The 22,111-nt window shown below is 36.6% G+C and carries 18 protein-coding genes and 3 pseudogenes; 19 read left to right on the top strand and 2 right to left on the bottom strand.

The window, feature by feature from the left end; translation table 11 throughout:
* Positions 1-27: 27 nt before the first annotated feature.
* Entirely contained in the window at positions 28-918 is an 891-nt protein-coding gene (locus tag AC6H0A_RS02755) for a 5' nucleotidase, NT5C type (RefSeq protein ID WP_005640630.1), read from the top strand.
* A 24-nt stretch (positions 919-942) separates the two neighbouring features.
* Positions 943-1,632 carry an SIR2 family NAD-dependent protein deacylase gene (locus tag AC6H0A_RS02750; RefSeq protein ID WP_044232391.1) on the top strand — a complete coding sequence of 230 codons (690 nt, stop codon included), beginning with the start codon at positions 943-945 and terminating at the stop codon, positions 1,630-1,632.
* Between the two features lie 51 nt (positions 1,633-1,683).
* Here the strand turns inward: AC6H0A_RS02750 and AC6H0A_RS02745 are convergent, their stop codons facing one another.
* Positions 1,684-2,685: a virulence RhuM family protein/type II toxin-antitoxin system death-on-curing family toxin gene (locus AC6H0A_RS02745; protein WP_005640634.1), complete on the bottom strand. Its 1,002-nt coding sequence runs from the start codon at positions 2,683-2,685 to the stop codon at positions 1,684-1,686.
* Between the two features lie 219 nt (positions 2,686-2,904).
* Between AC6H0A_RS02745 and AC6H0A_RS02740 the strand changes: the two genes are divergently transcribed.
* From AC6H0A_RS02740 to recD, 15 genes and pseudogenes are all read left to right on the top strand, one after another.
* Positions 2,905-3,105, top strand: coding sequence for a DNA translocase FtsK (locus AC6H0A_RS02740; protein ID WP_005640637.1), 201 nt, complete (start codon positions 2,905-2,907; stop codon positions 3,103-3,105).
* Positions 3,102-3,936: pseudogene (locus AC6H0A_RS02735) on the top strand (SIR2 family NAD-dependent protein deacylase). Before AC6H0A_RS02740 ends, AC6H0A_RS02735 begins: the two are co-directional and overlap by 4 nt.
* An 11-nt stretch (positions 3,937-3,947) precedes the next feature.
* Positions 3,948-4,700, top strand: a complete 753-nt coding sequence (locus tag AC6H0A_RS02730; protein WP_179230945.1) for a PP2C family protein-serine/threonine phosphatase — start codon at positions 3,948-3,950, stop codon at positions 4,698-4,700.
* Positions 4,701-4,718: 18 nt separating this feature from the next.
* A complete protein-coding gene (locus AC6H0A_RS02725) occupies positions 4,719-5,945 on the top strand; it encodes a PDDEXK-like family protein (RefSeq protein WP_005641435.1) in 1,227 nt (408 codons plus the stop codon).
* A 78-nt stretch (positions 5,946-6,023) separates the two neighbouring features.
* Complete coding sequence (locus tag AC6H0A_RS02720) at positions 6,024-8,075, top strand: AAA family ATPase (protein WP_005641433.1); 2,052 nt, start codon at positions 6,024-6,026, stop codon at positions 8,073-8,075.
* Positions 8,076-8,280: 205 nt separating this feature from the next.
* A pseudogene (locus AC6H0A_RS02715) lies at positions 8,281-9,957 on the top strand (solute:sodium symporter family transporter).
* Positions 9,957-11,401, top strand: a pseudogene (locus tag AC6H0A_RS02710) (sulfatase family protein). Before AC6H0A_RS02715 ends, AC6H0A_RS02710 begins: the two co-directional pseudogenes overlap by 1 nt.
* Positions 11,402-11,485: 84 nt before the next feature.
* Positions 11,486-12,298, top strand: a complete 813-nt coding sequence (locus AC6H0A_RS02705; protein ID WP_070046989.1) for a D-hexose-6-phosphate mutarotase — start codon at positions 11,486-11,488, stop codon at positions 12,296-12,298.
* A gap of 129 nt (positions 12,299-12,427) precedes the next feature.
* Positions 12,428-12,973 carry a translation initiation factor IF-3 gene (gene infC, locus AC6H0A_RS02700; protein WP_425613348.1) on the top strand — a complete coding sequence of 182 codons (546 nt, stop codon included), beginning with the start codon at positions 12,428-12,430 and terminating at the stop codon, positions 12,971-12,973.
* 210 nt (positions 12,974-13,183) lie between these two features.
* Positions 13,184-13,381, top strand: a complete 198-nt coding sequence (rpmI, locus tag AC6H0A_RS02695) for a 50S ribosomal protein L35 (RefSeq protein WP_005596065.1) — start codon at positions 13,184-13,186, stop codon at positions 13,379-13,381.
* 65 nt (positions 13,382-13,446) lie between these two features.
* Positions 13,447-13,800 carry a 50S ribosomal protein L20 gene (rplT, locus tag AC6H0A_RS02690; RefSeq protein ID WP_005596075.1) on the top strand — a complete coding sequence of 118 codons (354 nt, stop codon included), beginning with the start codon at positions 13,447-13,449 and terminating at the stop codon, positions 13,798-13,800.
* A gap of 338 nt (positions 13,801-14,138) precedes the next feature.
* Entirely contained in the window at positions 14,139-14,294 is a 156-nt protein-coding gene (locus AC6H0A_RS02685) for an outer membrane protein assembly factor BamD (protein ID WP_306293094.1), read from the top strand.
* A 6-nt stretch (positions 14,295-14,300) separates the two neighbouring features.
* A complete protein-coding gene (locus AC6H0A_RS02680) occupies positions 14,301-14,465 on the top strand; it encodes a tetratricopeptide repeat protein (protein WP_005641419.1) in 165 nt (54 codons plus the stop codon).
* A 94-nt stretch (positions 14,466-14,559) separates the two neighbouring features.
* A complete protein-coding gene (gene recB, locus AC6H0A_RS02675; protein WP_179230946.1) occupies positions 14,560-18,219 on the top strand; it encodes an exodeoxyribonuclease V subunit beta in 3,660 nt (1,219 codons plus the stop codon).
* On the top strand, positions 18,219-20,141 hold the full coding sequence (gene recD, locus AC6H0A_RS02670) for an exodeoxyribonuclease V subunit alpha (protein WP_005641415.1): 1,923 nt from the start codon (positions 18,219-18,221) through the stop codon (positions 20,139-20,141). Before recB ends, recD begins: the two co-directional genes overlap by 1 nt.
* 45 nt (positions 20,142-20,186) lie before the next feature.
* Here the strand turns inward: recD and ybaK are convergent, their stop codons facing one another.
* Positions 20,187-20,663 (bottom strand): Cys-tRNA(Pro) deacylase, encoded by a 477-nt coding sequence (gene ybaK / locus AC6H0A_RS02665; RefSeq protein ID WP_179230947.1) that lies wholly within the window; start codon positions 20,661-20,663, stop codon positions 20,187-20,189.
* A 58-nt stretch (positions 20,664-20,721) separates the two neighbouring features.
* On the opposite strand from ybaK, the gene AC6H0A_RS02660 reads away from it, so the two are divergent.
* Positions 20,722-21,675, top strand: coding sequence for an oxidoreductase (locus AC6H0A_RS02660; protein WP_005641411.1), 954 nt, complete (start codon positions 20,722-20,724; stop codon positions 21,673-21,675).
* Positions 21,676-21,682: 7 nt separating this feature from the next.
* Positions 21,683-22,039 carry a DsrE/DsrF/TusD sulfur relay family protein gene (locus tag AC6H0A_RS02655; protein WP_005641408.1) on the top strand — a complete coding sequence of 119 codons (357 nt, stop codon included), beginning with the start codon at positions 21,683-21,685 and terminating at the stop codon, positions 22,037-22,039.
* Positions 22,040-22,111: the final 72 nt, after the last annotated feature.

Here is a 22,111-nt window from a genome sequence, read left to right as displayed (position 1 = left end):
AAATCTATCTGAAGAGAGGACATTCAAATGAAACAGATTGTGTACATTGATATGGATAATGTGATGGTAGATTTTCCATCAGGTATTGCAAAACTAGATGATAAAACTAAGCAAGAATACGAAGGTCGATATGATGAAGTTAAGGGTATTTTTAGCTTAATGGAGCCAATGCCTAACGCGATTTCGGCTGTACATAAATTGATGAAAAAATATCATATTTATGTGCTTTCAACTGCGCCTTGGCATAATCCTTCCGCTTGGAGTGATAAAGTAAAATGGATTCAACATTATTTCGGTGAAGAAAAAGGTTCAGCCTTATACAAACGATTGATTTTATCGCATCATAAAAATCTCAACCAAGGTGATTATTTAATTGATGATCGCACTAAAAATGGTGCTGGCAAATTTCAAGGCGAACATGTTCATTTTGGTACAGAACAGTTTGCTAATTGGAATTGCGTCTTATCTTACTTAGGCTGTGGGCCTTTTACACTAAGTGATATTTTGCAAGATTGTTTGAAAAAGCCTGCTGCCCTAGTGCAAGTTGAAACTGAGGAGCAAAGCCGAGTCATTGGTGCTTTTGCAGATCGTTATAAATGGCAAGTGTTTAATTTGGCATGTGTTTATGCGGATGAAACAGCAACCGAACACAAAACGGCCTATTTAATTATCAGCCCTTATCTCAGTGATGAATTTAAAATGCGTATTGAAGCTATGTGTGCTCATATTCAAGTGGAATATGACGTGCTATTACGCTCAAAATCACAGCTAAAACAATATTTCCAACGCCTTTCAGATAAGCTATTCTTGCATATTGAAAGCTATAATTATCAACCACTTTATAAAACTGGGAATATTTTTGGCATGATAGGAAGGGATAGAGCGATTGATGAAATTTTACGACAAAAAGGAACCTGAAAAATGACATAGAAAAATAAACCAATTTGCGTAGTATTAACCGGTGCTGGCATAAGTGCCGAAAGTGGTATTCCTACTTTTAGAGCAGAAGATGGCTTGTGGGCGGGGCATAAAGTAGAAGAAGTTTGTACGCCTGAAGCCTTAAAGAAAAACCGTGCAAAAGTATTAGAGTTTTATAATGAACGACGTCGTAATGCTCAAGCTGCAGAGCCTAATGCAGCACACCTGGCTTTGGTTGAATTGGAAGCGTTTTATGAAGTTCATATAATCACTCAAAATGTGGATGATTTACATGAGCGAGCGGGAAGTACTAACGTACTCCATTTACATGGTGAATTGAATAAAGCTCGCAGCAGTTTTAATACCGATTACATTGTTCCATGTTTGGGTGATCAACTGTTAGAGGATAAGGATAATCACGGTCATCCAATGCGTCCACATATAGTCTTTTTTGGGGAAAATGTACCAATGTTTCCTAAAGCAGAAAAGTTAGTGAAAAAGGCAGATATTGTGATTGTTATTGGCACGTCATTACAGGTTTATCCAGCTAATGGATTGGTAAATCTTGCTCCATATGGTTCACTTATCTATTTGATCGATCCTAATCCCAATACAGGATTTGTTCGTAAGCAAGTTATTGCAATAAAAGAAAAAGCGGGTGAGGGCGTACCGAAAGTGGTCGCCGAGTTATTAGAGAAAATTAAAAAATCATAGAAAAACCACCGCACTTTTTAAACAAATAGCGACTTCGGTCGCTATTTATCATTACTTATCTTGCTTATGTTTAAGCATATGCATAATAAGCCTAATAAGCGTTTCTTTTTGTTTCGGATCAGATTCTGCAACTAATAAAGTGAGTGCTGCAAGTCCAGTATCATTGATAACCGGATGTCCATTCTGCTTAAATAAACGCCCATTTCTATGTAAGAAATCCACAAATAAAAATGCGCCACTTCGTTTATTACCATCTGAAAAAGGATGATTCTTGACCACAAAATAAAGTAAATGTGCCGCTTTTGCTTCAATGCTTGGATAAGCAGGTTCACCAAATACACTTTGATCTAAATTACCTAAAATCGCAGATAAACCATTATCTCGTTCACGTCCAAACAGATCACTTGCTTCACCTTTTGCCATCAGCTGCAATTTTAACTCTGCTAGTGCAGAACAAGCCTCAATATAAGTCGGTAATGTACCGCCTTGCTGTGTTTGTGGTTCGGTAAGTAAACCTTCATCATATTGTTGTAGCCATAAAAACGTATGTGTATAACGGCTGACAATATCCACTAATCCACGACCGCTTTCTAGCGTTAATTCCGATGAATTTGCCGTTTTTTGAATAAGCGCAAGTGCTTGTTCTAATTCGTGAGCATTTTGCTGTAAACGTTTTTGGTTAATGGTATGGCCTTGAGTCAGATATTCTTTTAAACGTGCAGTTGCCCAAATTCTAAATTTAGTACCTAAAATTGAATTAACTCTATAACCGACAGATATAATTACATCAAGATTATAGTATTCGATTGTTCGATTAATTTGTCTTTTGCCTTCAATTTGAACTGTTGCATTTTTTGCAACAGTTGCTTCTCTATTTAACTCGCCATCAGTATAGATATTGCGTAAATGACGTGAAATAACTGACTTATCTCGCCCAAATAAATCAGCCATCTGCTGTAAACTTAACCAAACGGTGTCATTTTCAAATCTCACTTCTACTTGCGTTGTGCCATCTTGAGCTTGGTAAATTTCAATCGGATTTTGATGATTCATATTCTTTTCCTTAATAAAGTAATATGTATATATAACCAGATAAATATACATATTGCAATAAGGATAATCTTATTTGTAAAAGATCTTTTAAAAATAACCGCTTTCAACATTCGAAAACGACACAAGTTGTCGCTTCCTTTCATATAATTTCTCCATAAAGAGAAATTCTTTACTTCTTACATATTTATAAAGCCTTTAATTAAGAAAAAGGAGCAAATAATGGCAATGAAAGTAATTATGGCAAGAGATCCACTTTTTGAGGATGTAAAAAAATTTGTGCAACAACAAAAAGTTGCATCTTGCTCGATGATTCAACGCAGATTTAGTTTGGGTTTTAATCGAGCTGGACAAATTTTAGAACAGTTAGAACAAGCGGGTATTATTTCATCAATGAAAAATGGACAGAGAAAAGTATTATGAAAAATGATTTAAATTATGCAGTAGAACTTATCCGCAAAGCGGATGGCATTTTAATTACAGCTGGTGCGGGTATGAGCGTGGATTTCTGGTCTGCCCGATTTTCGCAGCGTTGGTGGATTTTGGAATGCTTATCCTATGTTTAAAGAACATAATATATCTTTTGAAGACATCGCGACGCCACTAGCTTATAAGCATAATCAGGAACTTGCCTATTGGTTTTATGGGCATCGATTAGTTCAATACCGAAATACTATTCCTCACGAAGGGTATCAGATTTTAAAACGTTGGGCGGGAGCTAAATTTCACGGATATTTCGTTTTTACCAGTAATGTGGATGGGCATTTTCAAAAGGCTGGTTTTGATGATAGCCATGTTTATGAAGTACACGGTACTTTGGAGCGTCTTCAGTGTGTCAATAATTGTCTAGGATTAAGTTGGTTAGCATCAAGTTTTCAACCTGTCGTAGATAATGAAAACTTATGTCTAACCAGTGAAAAACCACATTGTCCTTATGGTGGGGGCTTTGCTCGTCAAAACGTACTAATGTTTAATGATTGGAGTTATGCAAGTCAATATCAGGATTTTAAAAAAGTGCGGTTAGAATCGTGGTTAAAAGAAGTGCAAAATCTTGTCGTCATCGAACTGGGAGCAGGAAAAGCTATTCCAACTGTGCGTCGATTTTCTGAACGTACGGCGAAAGCAAAAAAGGGTGGATTTATCCGTATTAACCCACAAGATGCAGGTGTGTCGAAAATGCACTTTTTAAGTCTAGAAATGAAGGCGTTAGATGCCTTAAAAGCGATTGATAGTCTTCTAAATCCTTCTCAATAAGCGATTGAATAATGGAAAATTTTTGCGAAATTATCTTCTGCCAACAAATTGGCAGCAACAAGCGACACAACCAAGATTCCCTTTTTAATGGCGAGGTGGTGTTTCAATATAAACTCAAAACGGCTGAAAAACGCCTTGAAAACCGACCGCACTTTATTGTGGGCGTGGCAGATGGTATTTCCAATAGTAACCGACCTGAAAAAGCGAGCAAGTTGGCTATGCAATTATTAAGCCAAATGGAAAGCATAAGTCGTCAAACGATCTACGATTTACAATCCAGTTTATCAGCAGAATTAGTTGAGGATTATTTTGGCTCAGCAACCACTTTTGTGGCGGCTGAAATTGATCAAACAACCAGTAAAGCCAAAATTCTCAGCGTAGGCGATAGTCGTGCTTATTTAATTGATACCCAAGGAAACTGGCAACAAATTACCCAAGATCATTCAATTCTTTCTGAATTGCTAGCTGATTTCCCTGATAAAAAAGAGGAAGATTTTGCCACTATTTATGATGACGTTTCTTCTTGTTTAGAAGCCGATTATTCTGAATTCCAAGATAAAATTTTTTATCAAGAAATTGAAATTAAACAAGGGGAAAGTTTATTACTGTGTTCTGATGGATTAACAGATGGGCTTTCTGTTGAAGTGAGGGAAAAGATTTGGAAACAATATGATAATGATAAATCGAGATTGACAGTGTGTCGTAAATTAGTTGAGAAGCAAAGGTTTTATGATGATTTATCGGTTATAATTTGTGCGTTTTAATTAATCTAAGGAGCCGCCATGGCAAATAATATTAACCAAGTTGTTGATTCTTTAATTTCTATCAATCAAGTGATAGAAAATTTTAGATTACAACGTGAAAAGACCGAACTATACGACTCGAATCGTTTTAATCCGTTTCAGTTTATACGAATGGATGAAATGGGGTTATCAAAAATTCTTGCCTTTTTGCTAGCTCCTAAAGAAGCTCATGGGCAAGGGGATTTGTTTTTAAATAGTTTTTTAAAGTTTATTAATAAACACCAGTTTTTGGCTTATGAAAAAGTAAATATCTATCTTGAAAAACCAACTAATAGAAATCGCCGTCATGATATTTTTATTGAAGGTGTATTAGATAATAAACGAGTTTGGGCGATTTCTATTGAAAATAAATTGCAAGGTGCGGTTGATCAGAAAGGGCAGATGAATGATTATGCTGAAGATCTTAAGAATTATACCTCTGAGTCTTATTTTCTTATTTATCTACCTGTATTTAGTGATAATCCTTCGAAAGAATCTATTTCTGAAGAACATTGGTTAGAATTAATTACTAATAAAAAAGCAATGATATTATCAGCAAGTATGATCATTCAGTGGCTTGATAATACTGTTATTATTGCACCAGCCGTAAAACAATTTTGTAATGATTTTAAGAACTTTTTAAGTGAGGATGTTATGGGAAATACTCAGGATACAAATGATTTAGTTACTTATTTATTAGATAACGAACAAGCATTAGATTCAGCTTTAAAAGTTATTGATACAACCAATACATTGTATGAAAAATTAGGAGATATATTGGTTGAACAGTTAACTGAAAAATTTGAACGTTATTATCCAGATTTAAGGGCGTTTAAATTTAAATGCTGTAAGGTTAGACATCACTCAAACTCTCTATTTGGTATTTCTATTCAGAGAGATGACGTTAATTTTGGTGTAGCAATTGAATTTGGAAAAACATGGCTTGAAGATTGTTATTATGGTTTTTACTGTCATAAAAAAGTTCATCCTCAGTTATATCAATATTTACATGGTTGTTCTGCTGACCTTAGAAATAATGCTGGTTTTAAAGCAAATCAGTGGTGGGTCGGATGGAAAAACTTTGATTATGTAAATTGGGATTCTGAGGTTTTAGGAAAAATAACAACTGGAGAACTAGCTAATAATATTTTCGAACATTGGAAGCCTTTATTAGATTTCTTTAATCAACATTTAAATAAAATAAAAGAAGAATTGGCTAAATCATAACGACACAATCTGTCGCTCTACTTCTTAAACTATACTCAAACCTATTAGGTTTGAGCATTTTTTATTGGAGTGATGATTATGTCTAAATTCAAACTTAACCCCCCATCAGTTTCCCCATATACCGAAAAATTAATGTTGCAACTTTTATTGGAATATCGAGAATTCACAGAGGTTTTTCATGAAGATGTTTGGCACTATGACAATATTGCAGCGGCTTTAGGTTTACCAAGTGAAATGGAACGTTGCGATGATTTTCGTGCGAAAGTAAAAAAATTATTACAAGCTCGAAATAAAACGTTGCCAAAATTGACCGCTCTTTGCGCAAAGGAGAATCCAATTATTCAACAAAATATTGATACGTTGACCCAATTATTATCATTGAATGCAGCCGAGCAAACGCTTTTCCGTTTATCGGTTCAGCTACGCTTAGATGAGCCGTTGAAAAAATTAAGCGAGGTATTACCAAAATCTAATTTTGTAGGGGTAAGTGAGGTATTATCAAATTTATTTGGTTTGCCAAAATCGGACATTATTTCTGCCTTAAAAGATAAGGGAAAACTATTAGGCTATGGCTTGCTTGAACGAAACTATAATCCAGATAGCCTCCATGACTATTTGGATTGGGGAAAAATGTTAGATTTTGATGAATTTATCTCAGAACCATTAAATAAGCAGGTGTTATTAAAAGCCTGTACAAAACCAGCTATTGAACCTAGTTTGAGTTTAGACGATTTTGCTTATTTAAACGAGATGAAAACAATGATGCTGGATTATCTTCACTCCTCATTCGCTACCCGTAGAAAAGGTGTGAATATTTTAATTTATGGTGTACCAGGTACAGGAAAAACAGAGTTCGCAACGTTATTAGCAAAAGCAGTGAGTGTTTCGGCACATAATATTACTTATATGGATGAAAATGAGGAAGTGATCCGAGCAGAAGAGCGTTTGAATAAATGCCGTGTTGCACAAAAGATTTTAGAAGGGCAATCTTCGTTATTGATTTTTGATGAAATAGAAGATGTTTTTCGCGCTGGTTTTTTTGAGCGTTCAGTAGCGCAGAAAAATAAAGCTTGGACAAATCAGTTATTGGAAAACAATAACGTGCCGATGATATGGTTATTGAATTCGGTTTCTGGCATAGATCCTGCTTTTTTACGTCGCTTTGATTTTATTTTAGAAATGCCAGATTTGCCGTTGAAAAATAAGTCGGCACTGATTACGCAACTGACTGAGGGAAAATTAAGTCCAGCTTATGTGCAGCATTTTGCTAAAGTGCGGTCATTAACGCCAGCGATTTTAAGCCGCACAATTCGGGTGGCCAAGGAACTCAATACGTCAAATTTTGCGGAGACATTGCTCATGATGTTTAATCAAACGTTAAAATCGCAAAATAAACCGAAAATCGAACCGCTTGTTTTAGGCAAAGCCGACTATAACTTAGATTATGTGGCTTGTAATGACAATATTCATCGTATTAGTGAAGGGTTAAAGCAGTCGAGAAAAGGGCGAATTTGTTGCTATGGTCCGCCAGGAACTGGAAAAACTGCTTGGGCAGCATGGCTTGCAGAACAGTTGGATATGCCGCTGTTGTTAAAACAAGGCTCAGATTTACTTAATCCTTATGTGGGCGGAACAGAACAAAATATTGCTCAAGCCTTTGAACAAGCGAAAGCCGATAACGCATTATTAGTGTTAGATGAAGTGGATACGTTCTTATTTTCTCGAGAGGGCACAAATCGAAGCTGGGAGCGTTCACAAGTGAATGAAATGTTGACACAAATTGAACGCTTTGAAGGGCTGATGGTGGTATCAACAAATTTAATTGAGGTGCTTGATCCAGCAGCCTTACGTCGTTTTGATTTAAAATTGAAGTTTGATTATTTAACTCTTAAACAACGCTTGGATTTCGCTAAACAACAAGCGGAAATTTTAGGGTTGCCGTTGTTATCGAAAGAGGATTTAAGTCATATTGAATCGCTTAATTTATTGACGCCTGGTGATTTTGCTGCGGTGGCTCGTCGTCATCAATTTTCCCCTTTTCAAAAGGTGCAAGATTGGTTGATGGCACTACAAGGAGAATGTGAAGTAAAACCAGCGTTTTCTGCAACAACAAGACGAATAGGGTTCTAATCAAAGTGCGGTCATAATTTTTATGTTTTTTTGACCGCATTTTTTTATTAGTTTTTTAACTGACAGAAAATAAAAAACATTGAATTTATCTTCAATTATTATTTCTGTGATCCACCTCACAATCTTAATATGACAATTATCATAACCCTTTAGAGAGCGTTATATTATCTTTACGCTATGTTGATCGATATAGGGAGGACAACATATGCTCATGACGATACTCAGCTTCCTCATTGTAACCAGTGTGGTTGCTTATATTTCTTGGTTAAAAACAAAAGGGGATGATTTAAGTACATCCAAAGGGTATTTCTTAGCTGGCCGTGGTTTAGGTGGGTTAGTGATCGGGTGCTCAATGGTATTAACTTCACTCTCAACAGAACAACTGATCGGCGTAAATGCGGTCTCTTATAAAGGAAACTTTTCAATTATCACATGGACCGTTCCAACGGTTATTCCGCTTTGTTTCTTGGCACTTTATATGTTGCCGAAATATTTGCGTAACGGTTACACAACAGTGCCAGAATTTTTTGAAAGCCGTTTTGACCGTCAAACACGCTTGATTATGTCAACATTATTCTTAGTGTTTTATCTTTTCATCGTAATTCCAACCGCACTTTACACTGGTGCAATCGCCTTCAATAAAATCTTCAACTTAGAAACCGCATTTGGCTTAAGCTATGGGGCAGCTATAACTTACACGGTCATTGCCATTGGTGTTGTTGGGGCTATTTATGCGATTTTTGGTGGTTTGAAAGCAGTGGCAGTATCAGACACAATCAATGCAGTGATTTTAGTCATTGGCGCATTGCTTGTCCCATTCTTTGCCTTGATGTATTTAGGTGATGGCAGTTTCTCCGAAGGTTTACACACAATCACAACAACGCACATTGAAAAATGGAATGCGATTGGTAGCGAAACAGATGCCACACCTTGGCCAACAATTTTCACCGGTATTATGGTTGTTCATTTTTTCTATTAGACAACAAACCAAGCTATCGTACAACGTTGCTTAGGTGCTAAAGATTTACAATCAGGTCAAAAAGGCATTTTGATTGCAGCACTATTCTTATTAACTTTACCAATCATTTTAAACCTTCCTGGTTTATTGAGTTTCCATATTTTAGGTGAAGGCGTAAATCCAATTGATGCCTCTTATCCATTATTAGTAAACAAAGTATTGCCAACTTGGTTACAAGGTTTCTTTATTGCAGCATTATTTGGCGCAATTTTAAGTACCTTTAACTCATTCTTAAATTCAGCAGCAACCATTTACTGTAAAGACTTATTACCTTCTATCACCAAAAAAGTGCGGTCAGAAGAATTAATTTCTTATGCGAAAAAAGTTTCTACCATTATGGCGATTGTTACTATGATTTTCGCTCCGTTACTCATGTTTGGTACAGATGGTATCTTCTTAATCACTAAACGTTTCGCAGGATTTGTGAATATTCCAATCGTTGCTTTATTTGCCGTAGGTATGTTTAACAAAACGGTATCTGGCAAAGTGGCACGTATTGCTTTATTTGCTCACGTTATCTTGTACTTCTGCATCGTTTGGGTGTTTAATGTCAAAATCAACTTTGTGTATGTTATGGGCGGATTATTCGTATTTGATGTCGTATTAATGCTCATCTTAGGACAATTCTTACGCCGTGAACCTTACATTGAAAACAAAGAAAACTTAGGTAACGTAGATTTAACTAACTGGAAATACTTAAAAGTAACCAGTGTGTCTTTAATCTTAGGTTTACTTGCGCTTTACACTTTCCTTTCGCCACTTGGTATGACGTCAGAATCTGGCAATCCATCAATGGTGCTTGGCGTATGGGCAGTGTTACAAATTATCGTGTTATTTGTTGTACGAGATAAAGAGGCTAAATAATGAACATTATTTATATTCTACTGGATCAAATTCGTAAAGATATGTTGGGGCCTTATGGTCACCAAATTGTGAAAACCCCTAATTTAGATCGTTTGGCAAAAGATGGCGTTCGCTTTAATAACGCCTTCACTCCAGCGTCTGTTTGCGGTCCTGCACGCACTTCACTTTTTACTGGATTAATGCTGTCATCTCACGGCATTATTAAGAATGGGGAAAAAGGCAGTACAGGTGAAATTAGCCAAGAAAAACCGAATATCGGTAAATTAGCTGGCTATAACACTTATGTTGTAGGGAAATGGCACGTAGGCACGAAATCCGTACCCGAAGATTACGGGATTAAAGGCCATAACTTTGATGGTTATGGCTATCCCAGCAGTGGAGTATATAAAAATTTAGTCTTCAACCAACTGCTAACACATTCTAATCGTTATAAAGAATGGTTAGAAGAAAAGGGGTATGAAATTCTAGAAGTAAGCCGTGCCTACTTTGGTGATAACCCACATTTACGGGTACAAGAACTTTGCGGTTTACTCTCAGGCACAAAAGATCAAACCATCCATTATTTCATCATTGATGAAGCGAAAAAATATATTCAAGAATCATTAGATGAAGGCAAGCCGTTCTTTGCATGGATAAACTTTTGGGGGTCTCACACGCCTTGTATCGTGCCAGAACCTTATTATTCCATGTATAGAAAAGAAGATGTGGTGCTTGATAAAAGTTTCTTTAAACCGTTAGAGGGCAAACCAGGGCATTTTCGCACAATTTCAAAAATGTGGGGAATGTGGGACGCGAGCGAAGATCATTGGAAAGAGGTCATCACAAAATTCTGGGGGTACATCACCTTAATTGATGATGCGATCGGTGAATTATTCGAATACTTAGAAAAAAACGGTCTTTATGACCGCACTTTCTTGGTAGCAACCGCAGATCATGGTGATGCAATGGGAGCGCATCGAATGATTGAAAAAGGTGAATTTATGTTTGATGCTACCTATAACATTCCGATGATTATTAAAGACCCAAATTCAGACCGAGTCAATCAAGAAGATGATAACTTTGTCTATCTTCACGACTTAACTTCGACAGTTTTGATTTAGCTAATCAAAAAGTTCCTGAAAGTTTTGAAGGGCAGAGTATTCTCCCAATTATGCGCCAACACCAAGATAACCAAAGAAAAGGTGTACTTGGTCAGCTTGTGGGGCATTTTGTGTATTTTGAACAACGTATGTGGCGTCGTAAAGATTACAAACTCGTATTTAATGCGACTGATGTTTGTGAACTTTACAACATCCGTAACGATCCAGAAGAAATGCATAATTTATTCTATGATTCACAATATAACAGCATCAAAAAAGAGATGTTGGAAGAAATGCGCGCTGAGATGAAACGTTTGAATGATCCACTGGAAAATTGGGTTTATCGAATTATTGACGAAATTTAATCAAAGTCGTAGATTAAGGGCGTATCTGATACGCCCTTTGTTATCTCTGCACCTTATTTATCTTTTAAAATCACAGGAATAAACATGAAAACAACATTACTAAAAACACTGACACCAGAGCTTCATCTTGTTCAACATAACGACATACCAGTTCTTCACTTAACACATGCGGTTGGAACGGCAAAAATTTCCTTGCAAGGAGCACAGCTTATTAGTTGGAAACCGCAAAATGCGAAGCAAGATGTATTATGGTTAAGTGAACTAGAACCCTTCGAAAATGGCAATGCTATTCGTGGTGGCGTACCGATTTGTTATCCTTGGTTTGGTGGTGTAAAACAACCTGCACACGGCACAGCTCGTATTCGTTTATGGCAGTTGAGTCATTACGATATTTCAGCGCATAAAGTGCGGTTAGAATTTGAGTTGTTTTCTGATTTAAATATTATCGAAGCTAAAATTGTAATGGTATTTACTGACAAGTGTCATTTAACCTTTACACATTATGGCGAAGAACCTGCACAAGCAGCATTGCATACCTATTTCAATATTGGGGATATTAATCAAGTGGAAGTACAAGGTTTACCTGAAACTTGTTTTAATAGCTTAAACCAACAACAAGAAAACGTTCCGTCACCGCGTCACATTTCTGAAAATGTTGATTGCATTTATTCCGTAGAAAAAATGCATAATCAAATAGTAGATAAAAGTTTCAATCGTACAATTGCACTGCATCATCATAATGCAAGCCAATTGGTTCTTTGGAATCCTTGGCACAAAAAGATGGGTGGAATGAGTGAAATTGGCTACCAAACGATGTTGTGCTTAGAAACTGCTCGTATTCATCACTTACTTGAATTTGGCGAAAGTTTAAGCGTAGAAATTTCGCTTAAAGGCTAAATTTTGTTGCATAAGTGGTGTAAATACTATAGAATTCGCGAGATTTCGCCCGTTCCTTACGGGCAACAAATTTGAAATCTTTTATTTTTAGCGAAAAGATTTTTACTATTAACCAATAGAAGGAATACGATTATTAAAACCGTAAAAAAAGCGCCAGCAGTAAATCGCCCAAACCGTATCAATGAAGAGATTCGTGTAAAAGAAGTTCGTTTAATTGACCAAGATGGTGAACAGGCAGGGATTGTTTCTATTCAACAAGCCCTAGAAATGGCAGAACAAGCAGAGCTTGATCTTGTTGAAATTAGCCCAAATGCAGAGCCGCCGGTTTGCCGCATTATGAACTACGGTAAATTCCTTTACGAAAAAAGTAAAACCGCTAAAGAACAAAAGAAAAAACAAAAAGTTGTGCAAGTTAAGGAAATTAAATTCCGTCCAGGCACAGACGAAGGTGACTATCAAGTTAAATTACGCAGTTTAATCCGTTTCTTAGAAGACGGTGACAAAGCAAAAATTACCGTGCGTTTCCGTGGTCGTGAAATGGCTCACCAAGACATTGGTTTTGATGTCCTAGAGCGCGTAAAAAATGATTTAGCTGAAATTTCTGTCGTTGAATCTGCACCAGGTAAATTAGAAGGCCGTCAGGCTGTAATGGTGTTAGCACCTAAGAAAAAATAAGAATTTTGCTGAGATTCCTCAGCAAATCTTTTTGTTTAAGTTTGACTTAAATGAAAAGACAACTGCATGTTGGGCACACTACGCAGCCTAACTGCTTTTGAAAAGGCAATTTAATTTGCCTTATGATGGAAATGATCAGTGCTTCCAAGTAACTTTTTAGGTTCGCCTGATTATGTTGTTTTAAACGAAAAATGCGGAGTTATTTTAACAATGCCTAAAATCAAAACAGTACGCGGCGCAGCGAAGCGCTTCAAAAAAACTGCTTCTGGTGGTTTCAAGCGTAAACAATCTCACTTACGTCATATTTTGACTAAAAAAACAACTAAACGTAAACGTCATTTACGTCATAAATCAATGGTTGCGAAAGCAGACCAAGTTTTAGTAGTAGCTTGCTTACCATACGCATAAGCCGTTATTTAAGCAAAACGTACGATTAGTTCATTTTAGAAAAATATTACATAGGAGATTAAATAATGGCTCGTGTAAAACGTGGTGTTATTGCAAGAGCACGCCATAAGAAAGTTCTTAAGGCTGCTAAAGGTTATTATGGTGCACGTTCACGTGTGTATCGCGTTGCTTTCCAAGCGGTGATCAAAGCTGGTCAATACGCATATCGTGACCGTCGTCAACGTAAACGTCAATTCCGTCAATTATGGATTGCACGTATCAACGCTGCAGCACGTCAAAATGGTTTATCTTACAGCAAATTCATCAACGGCTTGAAAAAAGCATCTGTTGAAATCGACCGTAAGATTCTTGCTGATATCGCTGTATTCGACAAAGTAGCGTTCGCTGCATTAGTTGAAAAAGCAAAATCTGCACTTTAATTTTTTAAAGTTTAGATAAAGAAGAATTAGGACGCTGAAAAGCGTCCTTTTTTCATTATTATGATAGATAAGTCTATCTTTTCTATAAATTCTAAATTGGCAATTTCGCTAAATTGTCCTCCCTAAAACCAGTGTGTGTTTTTTTAGTCTATTTCTATCTTTTAAATGATTAAATATAAATAAGAAAAAGCATTTTTGTTAGTTATTTAAAGTTTAATTTTTAACCTTTTTGCACCCAGTATACTGGGTGTTGTTATCTCTTTACAGAGATAACAACAAAACATCTTGCTAAACAAAAAAGTTTGGTATTCCAATTAAGGTTAATTAATAGGTATGTTATGAAACTGACAAAAACACTTCTCACTAGCGCATCGTTAGCTACTTCAATTTTTTCTTTTCAATCTACTGCTTGGACAGATACGCCAAAACAGCAGTTTCAACAAGCCGTTGAATCCTATAATAAACGCGATTATCAAAAAGCTTTCAAACTTTAGCTGCCATTGGCTGAACAAGGCGATGTAGCTGCTCAAAATAATTTGGGTGTGATGTATAGCAATGGACAAGGCGTGAAACGTAATCTTTCTGAAGCTAAAGAATGGTTCCGTAAGGCTTGTGATAACGGTGGTCAAGGTGCTTGTGATGCTTTAAGGAAGTTAGAGAAATAGTTTTGAAATTAGGACGCTGAAAGGCGTCCTTTTTTTGCATTTGTGACTTCAAATTTTGTAAAATAATGCCATTAGTTCTCATCTGTTAAAATCTATGGCCGAAACAATCCCACTAAATCCTATCACATTGCCTTTAAATCAAATTAGCTTAATCGAAGCATCCGCTGGTACGGGGAAAACCTACACTATTGGATCTTTATATCTCCGACTTTTATTAAAGGCGGGAGAAAATAATTTTTCTCGTCCGTTAAATGTGGAAGAAATTCTGGTGGTAACCTTTACGGAAATGGCGACAGAAGAACTCAAGAAAAAAATTCGTGAGCGTATAACAGATGCGATTGATAAACTCACAACCTTTTCAGAAATCCAAGATAAATCCGCATTTAAAAATGATGAATTTCTTATCGCACTTTGTCAGGATTTGAACATTTTTGAGGCAATTCATCGTTTAAAATTAGCTGAGCAAAATATGGATTTGGCGGCGATTTATACCATTCACGGTTTTTGTCGCCGTATGTTGATGCAATATGCTTTCCATTCTGGCATTCACTTCAATTTAGAATTAATAAAAGATCAATCCGATTTATTAGTTCGTTTTGCTAATGAATTTTGGCGAGAGCATTTTTATCCGTTGGATTTTGAATCTGCAAATTTTATCGCGACAGAATTAGTATCACCAGCAAATGTGTTGTCTTTGTTGAAAGCGGATTTAGGTAAAGATTTGCAGGTGGAGATTGAAAATAAACAGGCGTTATCTGTACCAATACAAATCTTTTTACCGCAATATCTTGGTGGTTATCAAAAGGCGTTGAATGAATTAAAGGCATTTTGGTTAGAAAGTGCGGATGAAATTTCAGCGATTATTACCAATGAACTGGAGAAAGATTATCCAAAAGATCAGTTGAAATCGTTAAATCGTAAAAAGTACCAAGTAAAGCGTTTAGAGGATTGGATTAATAAAATCAATCAATGGTCAAATAATCCTAGAGATTATCAAATTAATACCACATTGAAAGACTATTTCCTACAATCATCCATTGAGAAAAATTGCGAAGAATCAACGGATAAAAATAAAGATAAAAAACCCGCAAAGCCTTTTTATTTCCCGATTTTTGCAGAGCTTGAAAAGCGCGTTAATGCCTTAATGGCACCAGATTTACTAAGCAAACTCACTCTTTATCATTATCGCCAAGGGCTACAACAAAAACTTTTAGACTATAAACTTAATCATCAAGAAAAATCCTTTGATGATTTATTGCGTTTGCTTTGTGAAGCCTTGCAAGGTTCGCAAGGGGATGAATTAGCGGAAATGATTCGTTTCCAATATCCTTTCGCGATGATTGATGAATTTCAGGATACGGATTCACAACAATACGCTATTTTTTCAAAAATTTATCGTGATAATCCCGAAAAAAATACTGGTTTTATTATGATTGGTGATCCGAAGCAGGCGATTTATCGTTTCCGTGGCGCAGATATTTTTACTTATCTAAAAGCATCGGACGAAGCCCAATCTCGCTTTGAACTCACTAAAAATTATCGTTCAGAGAAGCATTTGGTTGATGGCGTAAATGCTTTATTCGATTTTCCTCAATCGCCATTTATTTATCAAAATATTAACTTTACTGCTGTTGATTCTCGTGATGATCATCTTCGATTTTATTTAAACGGTAAAGCCGAACCAGCTTATTGTTTTTATCTAACTAAAAGTGACAAAGTGAATAAAACTGAAAGTGACAAAGTGAATAAAACTGAAATGGCAAAAATATGTGCTATTTCTATTCAACATTGGCTAAAAAGTGCGGCGGAAAATCAGGCAGTTTTTCAAAATGAAGATACCTGTAAAACCTTACAAGCGGCGAATATTGCCGTATTGGTGCGTGATAAAAATGAAGCGGCTTTAGTAAAAAATGAATTGCAAAAATTGGGGATCGCGTCAGTTTATCTTTCTGATCAAAATAGCGTATTTGATAGCAATGTTGCGAAAGAATTAGCTTGGGTGCTTAAAGCCTGTTTGAATGTGGCAGAACGTCCAATTTTGAACGCAATTGCGACCGCACTTTTTGGCTTAAATGCAGCGGATATTCATCAAATTCAGCAAAATGAGGCAGACTGGCAACGTTGGGCTGATAGCTTTGCTCAATATCAACAAACTTGGCAGCGTCAAGGGATATTAGCAATGCTACATCAAATTTTATTGGAGCAAGGCATTTCAGAGCGATTATTAAGTCAAGCCACGGGCGAGCGAGATTTAACGGATTTCCTACATTTGGCAGAAATTTTACAACAAGCTGCCACGCTACACGAAAGTGAAGCGGCATTGCTCAGTTGGTTTGAAAAGCAAATTCAAGGCGAAGGTCGTCAAGAGGCTCAAATTCGTTTAGAAAGTGAACGCCAGTTGGTAAAAATTGTGACAATCCATAAATCTAAAGGCTTAGAATACGATTTAGTTTGGCTACCATTTTTAGCTGTGCCGAGCAAAGATCCAAGTAAAAAAGACATCAATATTTATTATTCTAAAGAACGAGATGAAACCTTATGGGATATGGAAAATCGTAATTTAAACGCACTTTATGAAGAAACGTTTGCTGAAGAGTTACGTTTACTTTATGTGGCTTTAACGCGTGCCAAATATCAAATGGCATTCGCTTTGCCTACGCAATTTGATAAAAAATGGAATGCCTTACATTATGTATTAAGCCAAGGTGAAATAGGCAAGGAAATAGCGTTATCAGCGCCTAAAGATACCGAAACATTGTTGCAAGCCTTCAAAGAAAAAATGCGAGATAATGTGGAAATCTGTACTAAGCCAAATCTAAAAGATTTGCCGGCTTTATCAATCAATACAAAAAATGATGAGCTTAAAGCCGCAGAATTTACGGGCAATATTGAGCAAGATTGGCGAATAACCAGTTTTACTTCAATTGAACAAGGTCATCGCCGACAAAATTATTTCGCTGAAAGTGCGGGGAAAAAACACGTAGTTTTTGATGATACAAAAGATTATGACAGCCAAAATTCGATTGAAATTTCGACCGCACTTTTAAACGAAAATGAATCAAACATTTTAGATTTGCCACGGGGTAAACAAGTCGGGACGGTATTGCATCGCCATTTTGAAAATTGCTATTTTTCTGATTTAGCAAATACAGAAGAAATTAACAAATTAAGACAATCCTTACAGTTAGATAAAACCTTTACAGAACCTCTACAAAATTGGCTACAACAGATTTCACATACGCCACTTTCTAATGAAATAGAAATAGCATTAGCTGATTTGGCAAATAAAAATTGTATTAAAGAAATGCCATTCTATCTGGCTATTAGGGAACATTTTGATGTTGAAGCGTTTAATCGCGCGTTGAAAGCCCATCATCATTTGCCAAGCGAGCCACTTCAATTTGAACAAATTCAGGGTATGGTGAGAGGTTCAATTGACTTAGTTTTCCGCCATAATGGGAAATATTATCTTGTTGATTATAAATCTAATTTCTTAGGTTCAACTCTTGCCGATTACAATCAAGAGGCATTGAAAAAAGAAATGTTACACAGTCACTATGATTGGCAATATTTAATTTATACGCTGGCATTGCATCGTTATTTGCAAAGCGTTGTGCCTCATTACGATTATGCGCGAGATTTCGGCGGGGTATTTTATCTTTTCTTACGTGGAATGAATGGTGAGCCACAATCTGGCGTATTTTACGATCGTCCAAGCGTTGAATTAATCACAGAATTAGACGGGGTGTTTTAATGTTATCTGTATTACACAAACTTAAAGAGCAGGGCATTCTTTCTCAAGGTGATTATTATTTTGCTAAGTTGATAGCAGATAAACAATGTCATACGGATTATGCGGAGCCAGTCAAAAATTTAGCCATATTATTAGCCGCACTTTGTAGCTGGCGTTATACGCAGGGAAATACTTGCAGCCAATTAGATCGCTATTTAGAACATAATTTATTTGGTTTGTCTTATCGTACAACGGAAGAAGCTTACTTGGCTGAAATTCGTAAAAAGATTGGTTATGTACCTGTGGAAGATTGGCAAAATGCGTTGTGCGGGCATATGGCATTTACGCAAGATCCCGTCAATCAAATTGCGCCAATGGCATTTCAATTTGGCGCGTTGTATTTCTATCGCGCTTGGGAAGATGAATATCGCATCGCACAATATATAAAAAACACCTTAAAAAATAACCGCACTTTAGCTTTTTCTTATGATGAAATTCATCAAAAATTAGACAAATATTTCCCTGAAAAACAGGAAAAAACAGATTGGCAAAAAGTGGCAGTGGCAACGGCGATTAAAAGTCCATTTTCGATTATTACAGGCGGCCCAGGAACAGGAAAAACCACGACAGTTACGCGTTTATTGCTCGTTCTACAGGAATTATTTGATTGTAAATTACATATCAAATTGGTTGCGCCGACTGGCAAAGCCGCCTCCCGTTTGGAAGAGTCGATTAAAAATGCGTTAGGTTTTATGCAAGAAAAAATGAATTTATCCGATTCACTTTTCAATGCGATTCCACAAAAAGCCAGTACTTTGCATAGTTTACTGGGTGTGAATGCCTTTAATGATTACACACGCTATAACAGTCATAATCCTTTGCAGTTGGATGTATTAGTTGTTGATGAAACATCAATGATTGATTTGCCGATGATGGTAAAACTTATCAATGCGTTAAAGCCCGAAACCCGATTAATTTTATTAGGCGATCAGGCGCAATTAGCCTCTGTTGAGGCGGGGGCAGTATTGGGGGAATTGGCACAATTTGTTAATCAACCTTATAGTCATGAACAAGCTTCATATTTACAATCGACAACAGGCTATAAAGTCGAAGGTTCTGATAGTTCAAATCCAATACGTGATTGCTTATGCCATCTAACAGAAAGTCGCCGTTTTGATAAAGATTCAGGTATTGGCAAGTTGGCTGAAGTCATTCAAAAAGGCAAAGCAGACGATAGCCTTGGGTTATTTGAACATTATCCGCAAGAATTGCACTTTAATGTCTTAAATGATGAAAGCGATGCAGTTAATCAAGTGGTGAAAAGTGCGGTGGAAAATTACCGCACTTTCTTAAAAATGTTGGACGATTTACGTAAACAAAAAATTGATCTTAACACTAGAAATGAACAAGGAATTTCCTATGCCGAAGCTATTCAAGCACAATTTAATTTTGTGAGATTTTTAACCGCACTTCGTAATAACGATTTAGGTGTTGAAAATCTCAATAAAGAAATCGCGTTAGCGTTGCGAGAGGAAAAATTGCTTTGGTTCCGTAATGAACAAGATTGGTATATCGGCAAGCCAATTATGATTACTGAAAACGATCATAATGTTCGCCTTTATAACGGTGATATTGGATTGTGCTTGGCAAATGGCAAAGTATGGTTTGGCAATCGAGAAGTGCTGACAAGCCGAATTCCAGCACATGAGCCCGCTTTTATGATGACGATTCATAAATCTCAAGGTTCAGAATTTGAACACACTGTAATGGTTCTTCCAACAGAAGTAAATCCAGTATTGTCGCGAGAATTAGTTTTCACAGGCGTGACTCGTGCTAAAAAAGAACTCACTATATTTGCCGATGAAAAAATATGGAAAACAGCAATTCGCCAAACAGTGAGACGCCAGAGCGGATTGGGTAAATTATTGGAAGATTTAAATTAGTAAAAAGGCGGAATGAATCCGCCTTTAAATTTATAAATCCACCACTTATTCATCAACAATATCAGTAAATTCTGCACCTAATACTTTTGCTAAATCTTGTGGCGCAATTTCTACACTTAGCCCACGTTTTCCGCCTGAAACATAAATCGTTTCAAACTCAAGTGCGGTTGAATTTATCACCGTTTTCACGCGTTTCTTTTGACCGAGCGGGCTAATTCCCCCTACAAGATAACCTGTGCTTTTTTGCGCCGCATCTTTATCCGCCATTTCTACTTTTTTAACACCGATAGATTTTGCTGCTTTCTTTAAATTCAGCATATTGACCGTTGCAAGCACAAAACAAGCGAGTTTTTTCTGATCGCCATTTTCCGCTACAAGTAACGTTTTAAAAGAGCGGTTAGGATCAATGCCTAATTTTTCTGCGGCTTCATCACCAAAATGTTGATTGTTTGGATCATGATCATAAGCATGCAAGATAAAAGGAATTTTTTGTTTTTTAAGTAAATCAATTGCAGGTGTCATTATTTCGTTCCTGGTTTTGGTGTAAAATAATGTCGATTATTTTACAGCGGAGAGAAAAATGGACGCAACCTTAAATATTGCGATAGCAGCAGAATTTGAATTAAGTGAAAAAATTGTAGAGCGTTTAGAACAAAGTGCCCTTGAAATTAGTAACGTTTCTATTGTTGAAATAACACCTTTTGAAGAAGAACAAAATATTCGTTTTCGCAATAAAGGCGTTGAACAACTTTCTCCAAATGAAGTTGAGTGGGCTGATTTTAATTATGTCTTTTTTGCAGGAAAACTTGAGCAAGTTTCCCATATTGCGCAAGCAGCGGAGCAGGGCTGTATTGTCATTGATATGTTAGGCGTTTGCAGTGCGCTTTCGGATGTGCCCGTTGTTGTCCCAACAGTAAATGAATCACAATTATTGGAACTGAGACAACGTAACATTGTTAGCTTGCCTGATCCACAAGTAAGCCAACTAGCTTTAACGCTTGCCCCGATTTTACAAGAAACGAATCTTAATCAAGTGTTTGTAACCACTTTATTACCAGCTTCTTATACGGATGCAGAAACCGTGACGAAACTTGCGGGACAAACAGCCCGTTTATTAAATGGCATTCCATTGGACGAAGAAGAAACGCGCTTAGCGTTTGATGTTTATCCACATCAAGCACCTAGTTTATTGAATCAATTACAACGAATCTTTCCTCAATTAGATCGTGCTACATTCCACGTAATCCAAGTGCCTGTATTTTATGAATTGGCACAAAAAGTCACCGCACTTTCAGACTATGATTTCGACTATCAACCTCAAAATAGTGAGCTTATCGCTTTAGAAGAAACGCTAATTACGCCTGTTCTTAATGGAGAACAAGAAAATGGAGAAGAATCAGTAAAACTTCATTTAAGTCAAATAAGTGCGGTAGAAAATGGCGTAGAATTTTGGTCTGTGGCAGATGAACAACGATTTAATCTCGCCTTACTTTCGGTGAAATTATTGGAAGGTATTTATCAGCAAGGTTATTAAGAAGAGTATGCAAAATATTCTATTTATTATCCATTCATCCCCTTATGGTGACGAACATTTTTTTAGTGCATTACGTTTGGCATTACAGTTGCAAGAGCAACATAAAAGTGCGGTTAATTTAAAAATATTTTTAATGTCTGATGCGGTAACTGGCGGTTTAGCAAAACAAAATCCAGCAGAAGGGTATCATTTACAACAAATGTTGGAAATTTTAACGGCACAAGGAGCGACAATTAAACTTTGTAAAACCTGCACAAATGCTCGTGGTATCACTGAACTGCCGTTGGCGGACGGTGTTGAAATAGGCACGTTAGCAGAGCTGGCTGACTGGACAATGGAAGCCGATAAAGTATTAAATTTTTAATTTTCTCGATAGATAAAAGAAACCCGCCACAAGTGCGGGTTCTTTTTTGCTTGATGATGCCGAAGTCTTGTA

This window comes from Haemophilus sp. THUN1692 (assembly GCF_059704395.1).
The sequence above is the reverse complement of the archived record's forward strand: the minus strand, read 5'-3'. Positions and strand labels throughout refer to the sequence as shown.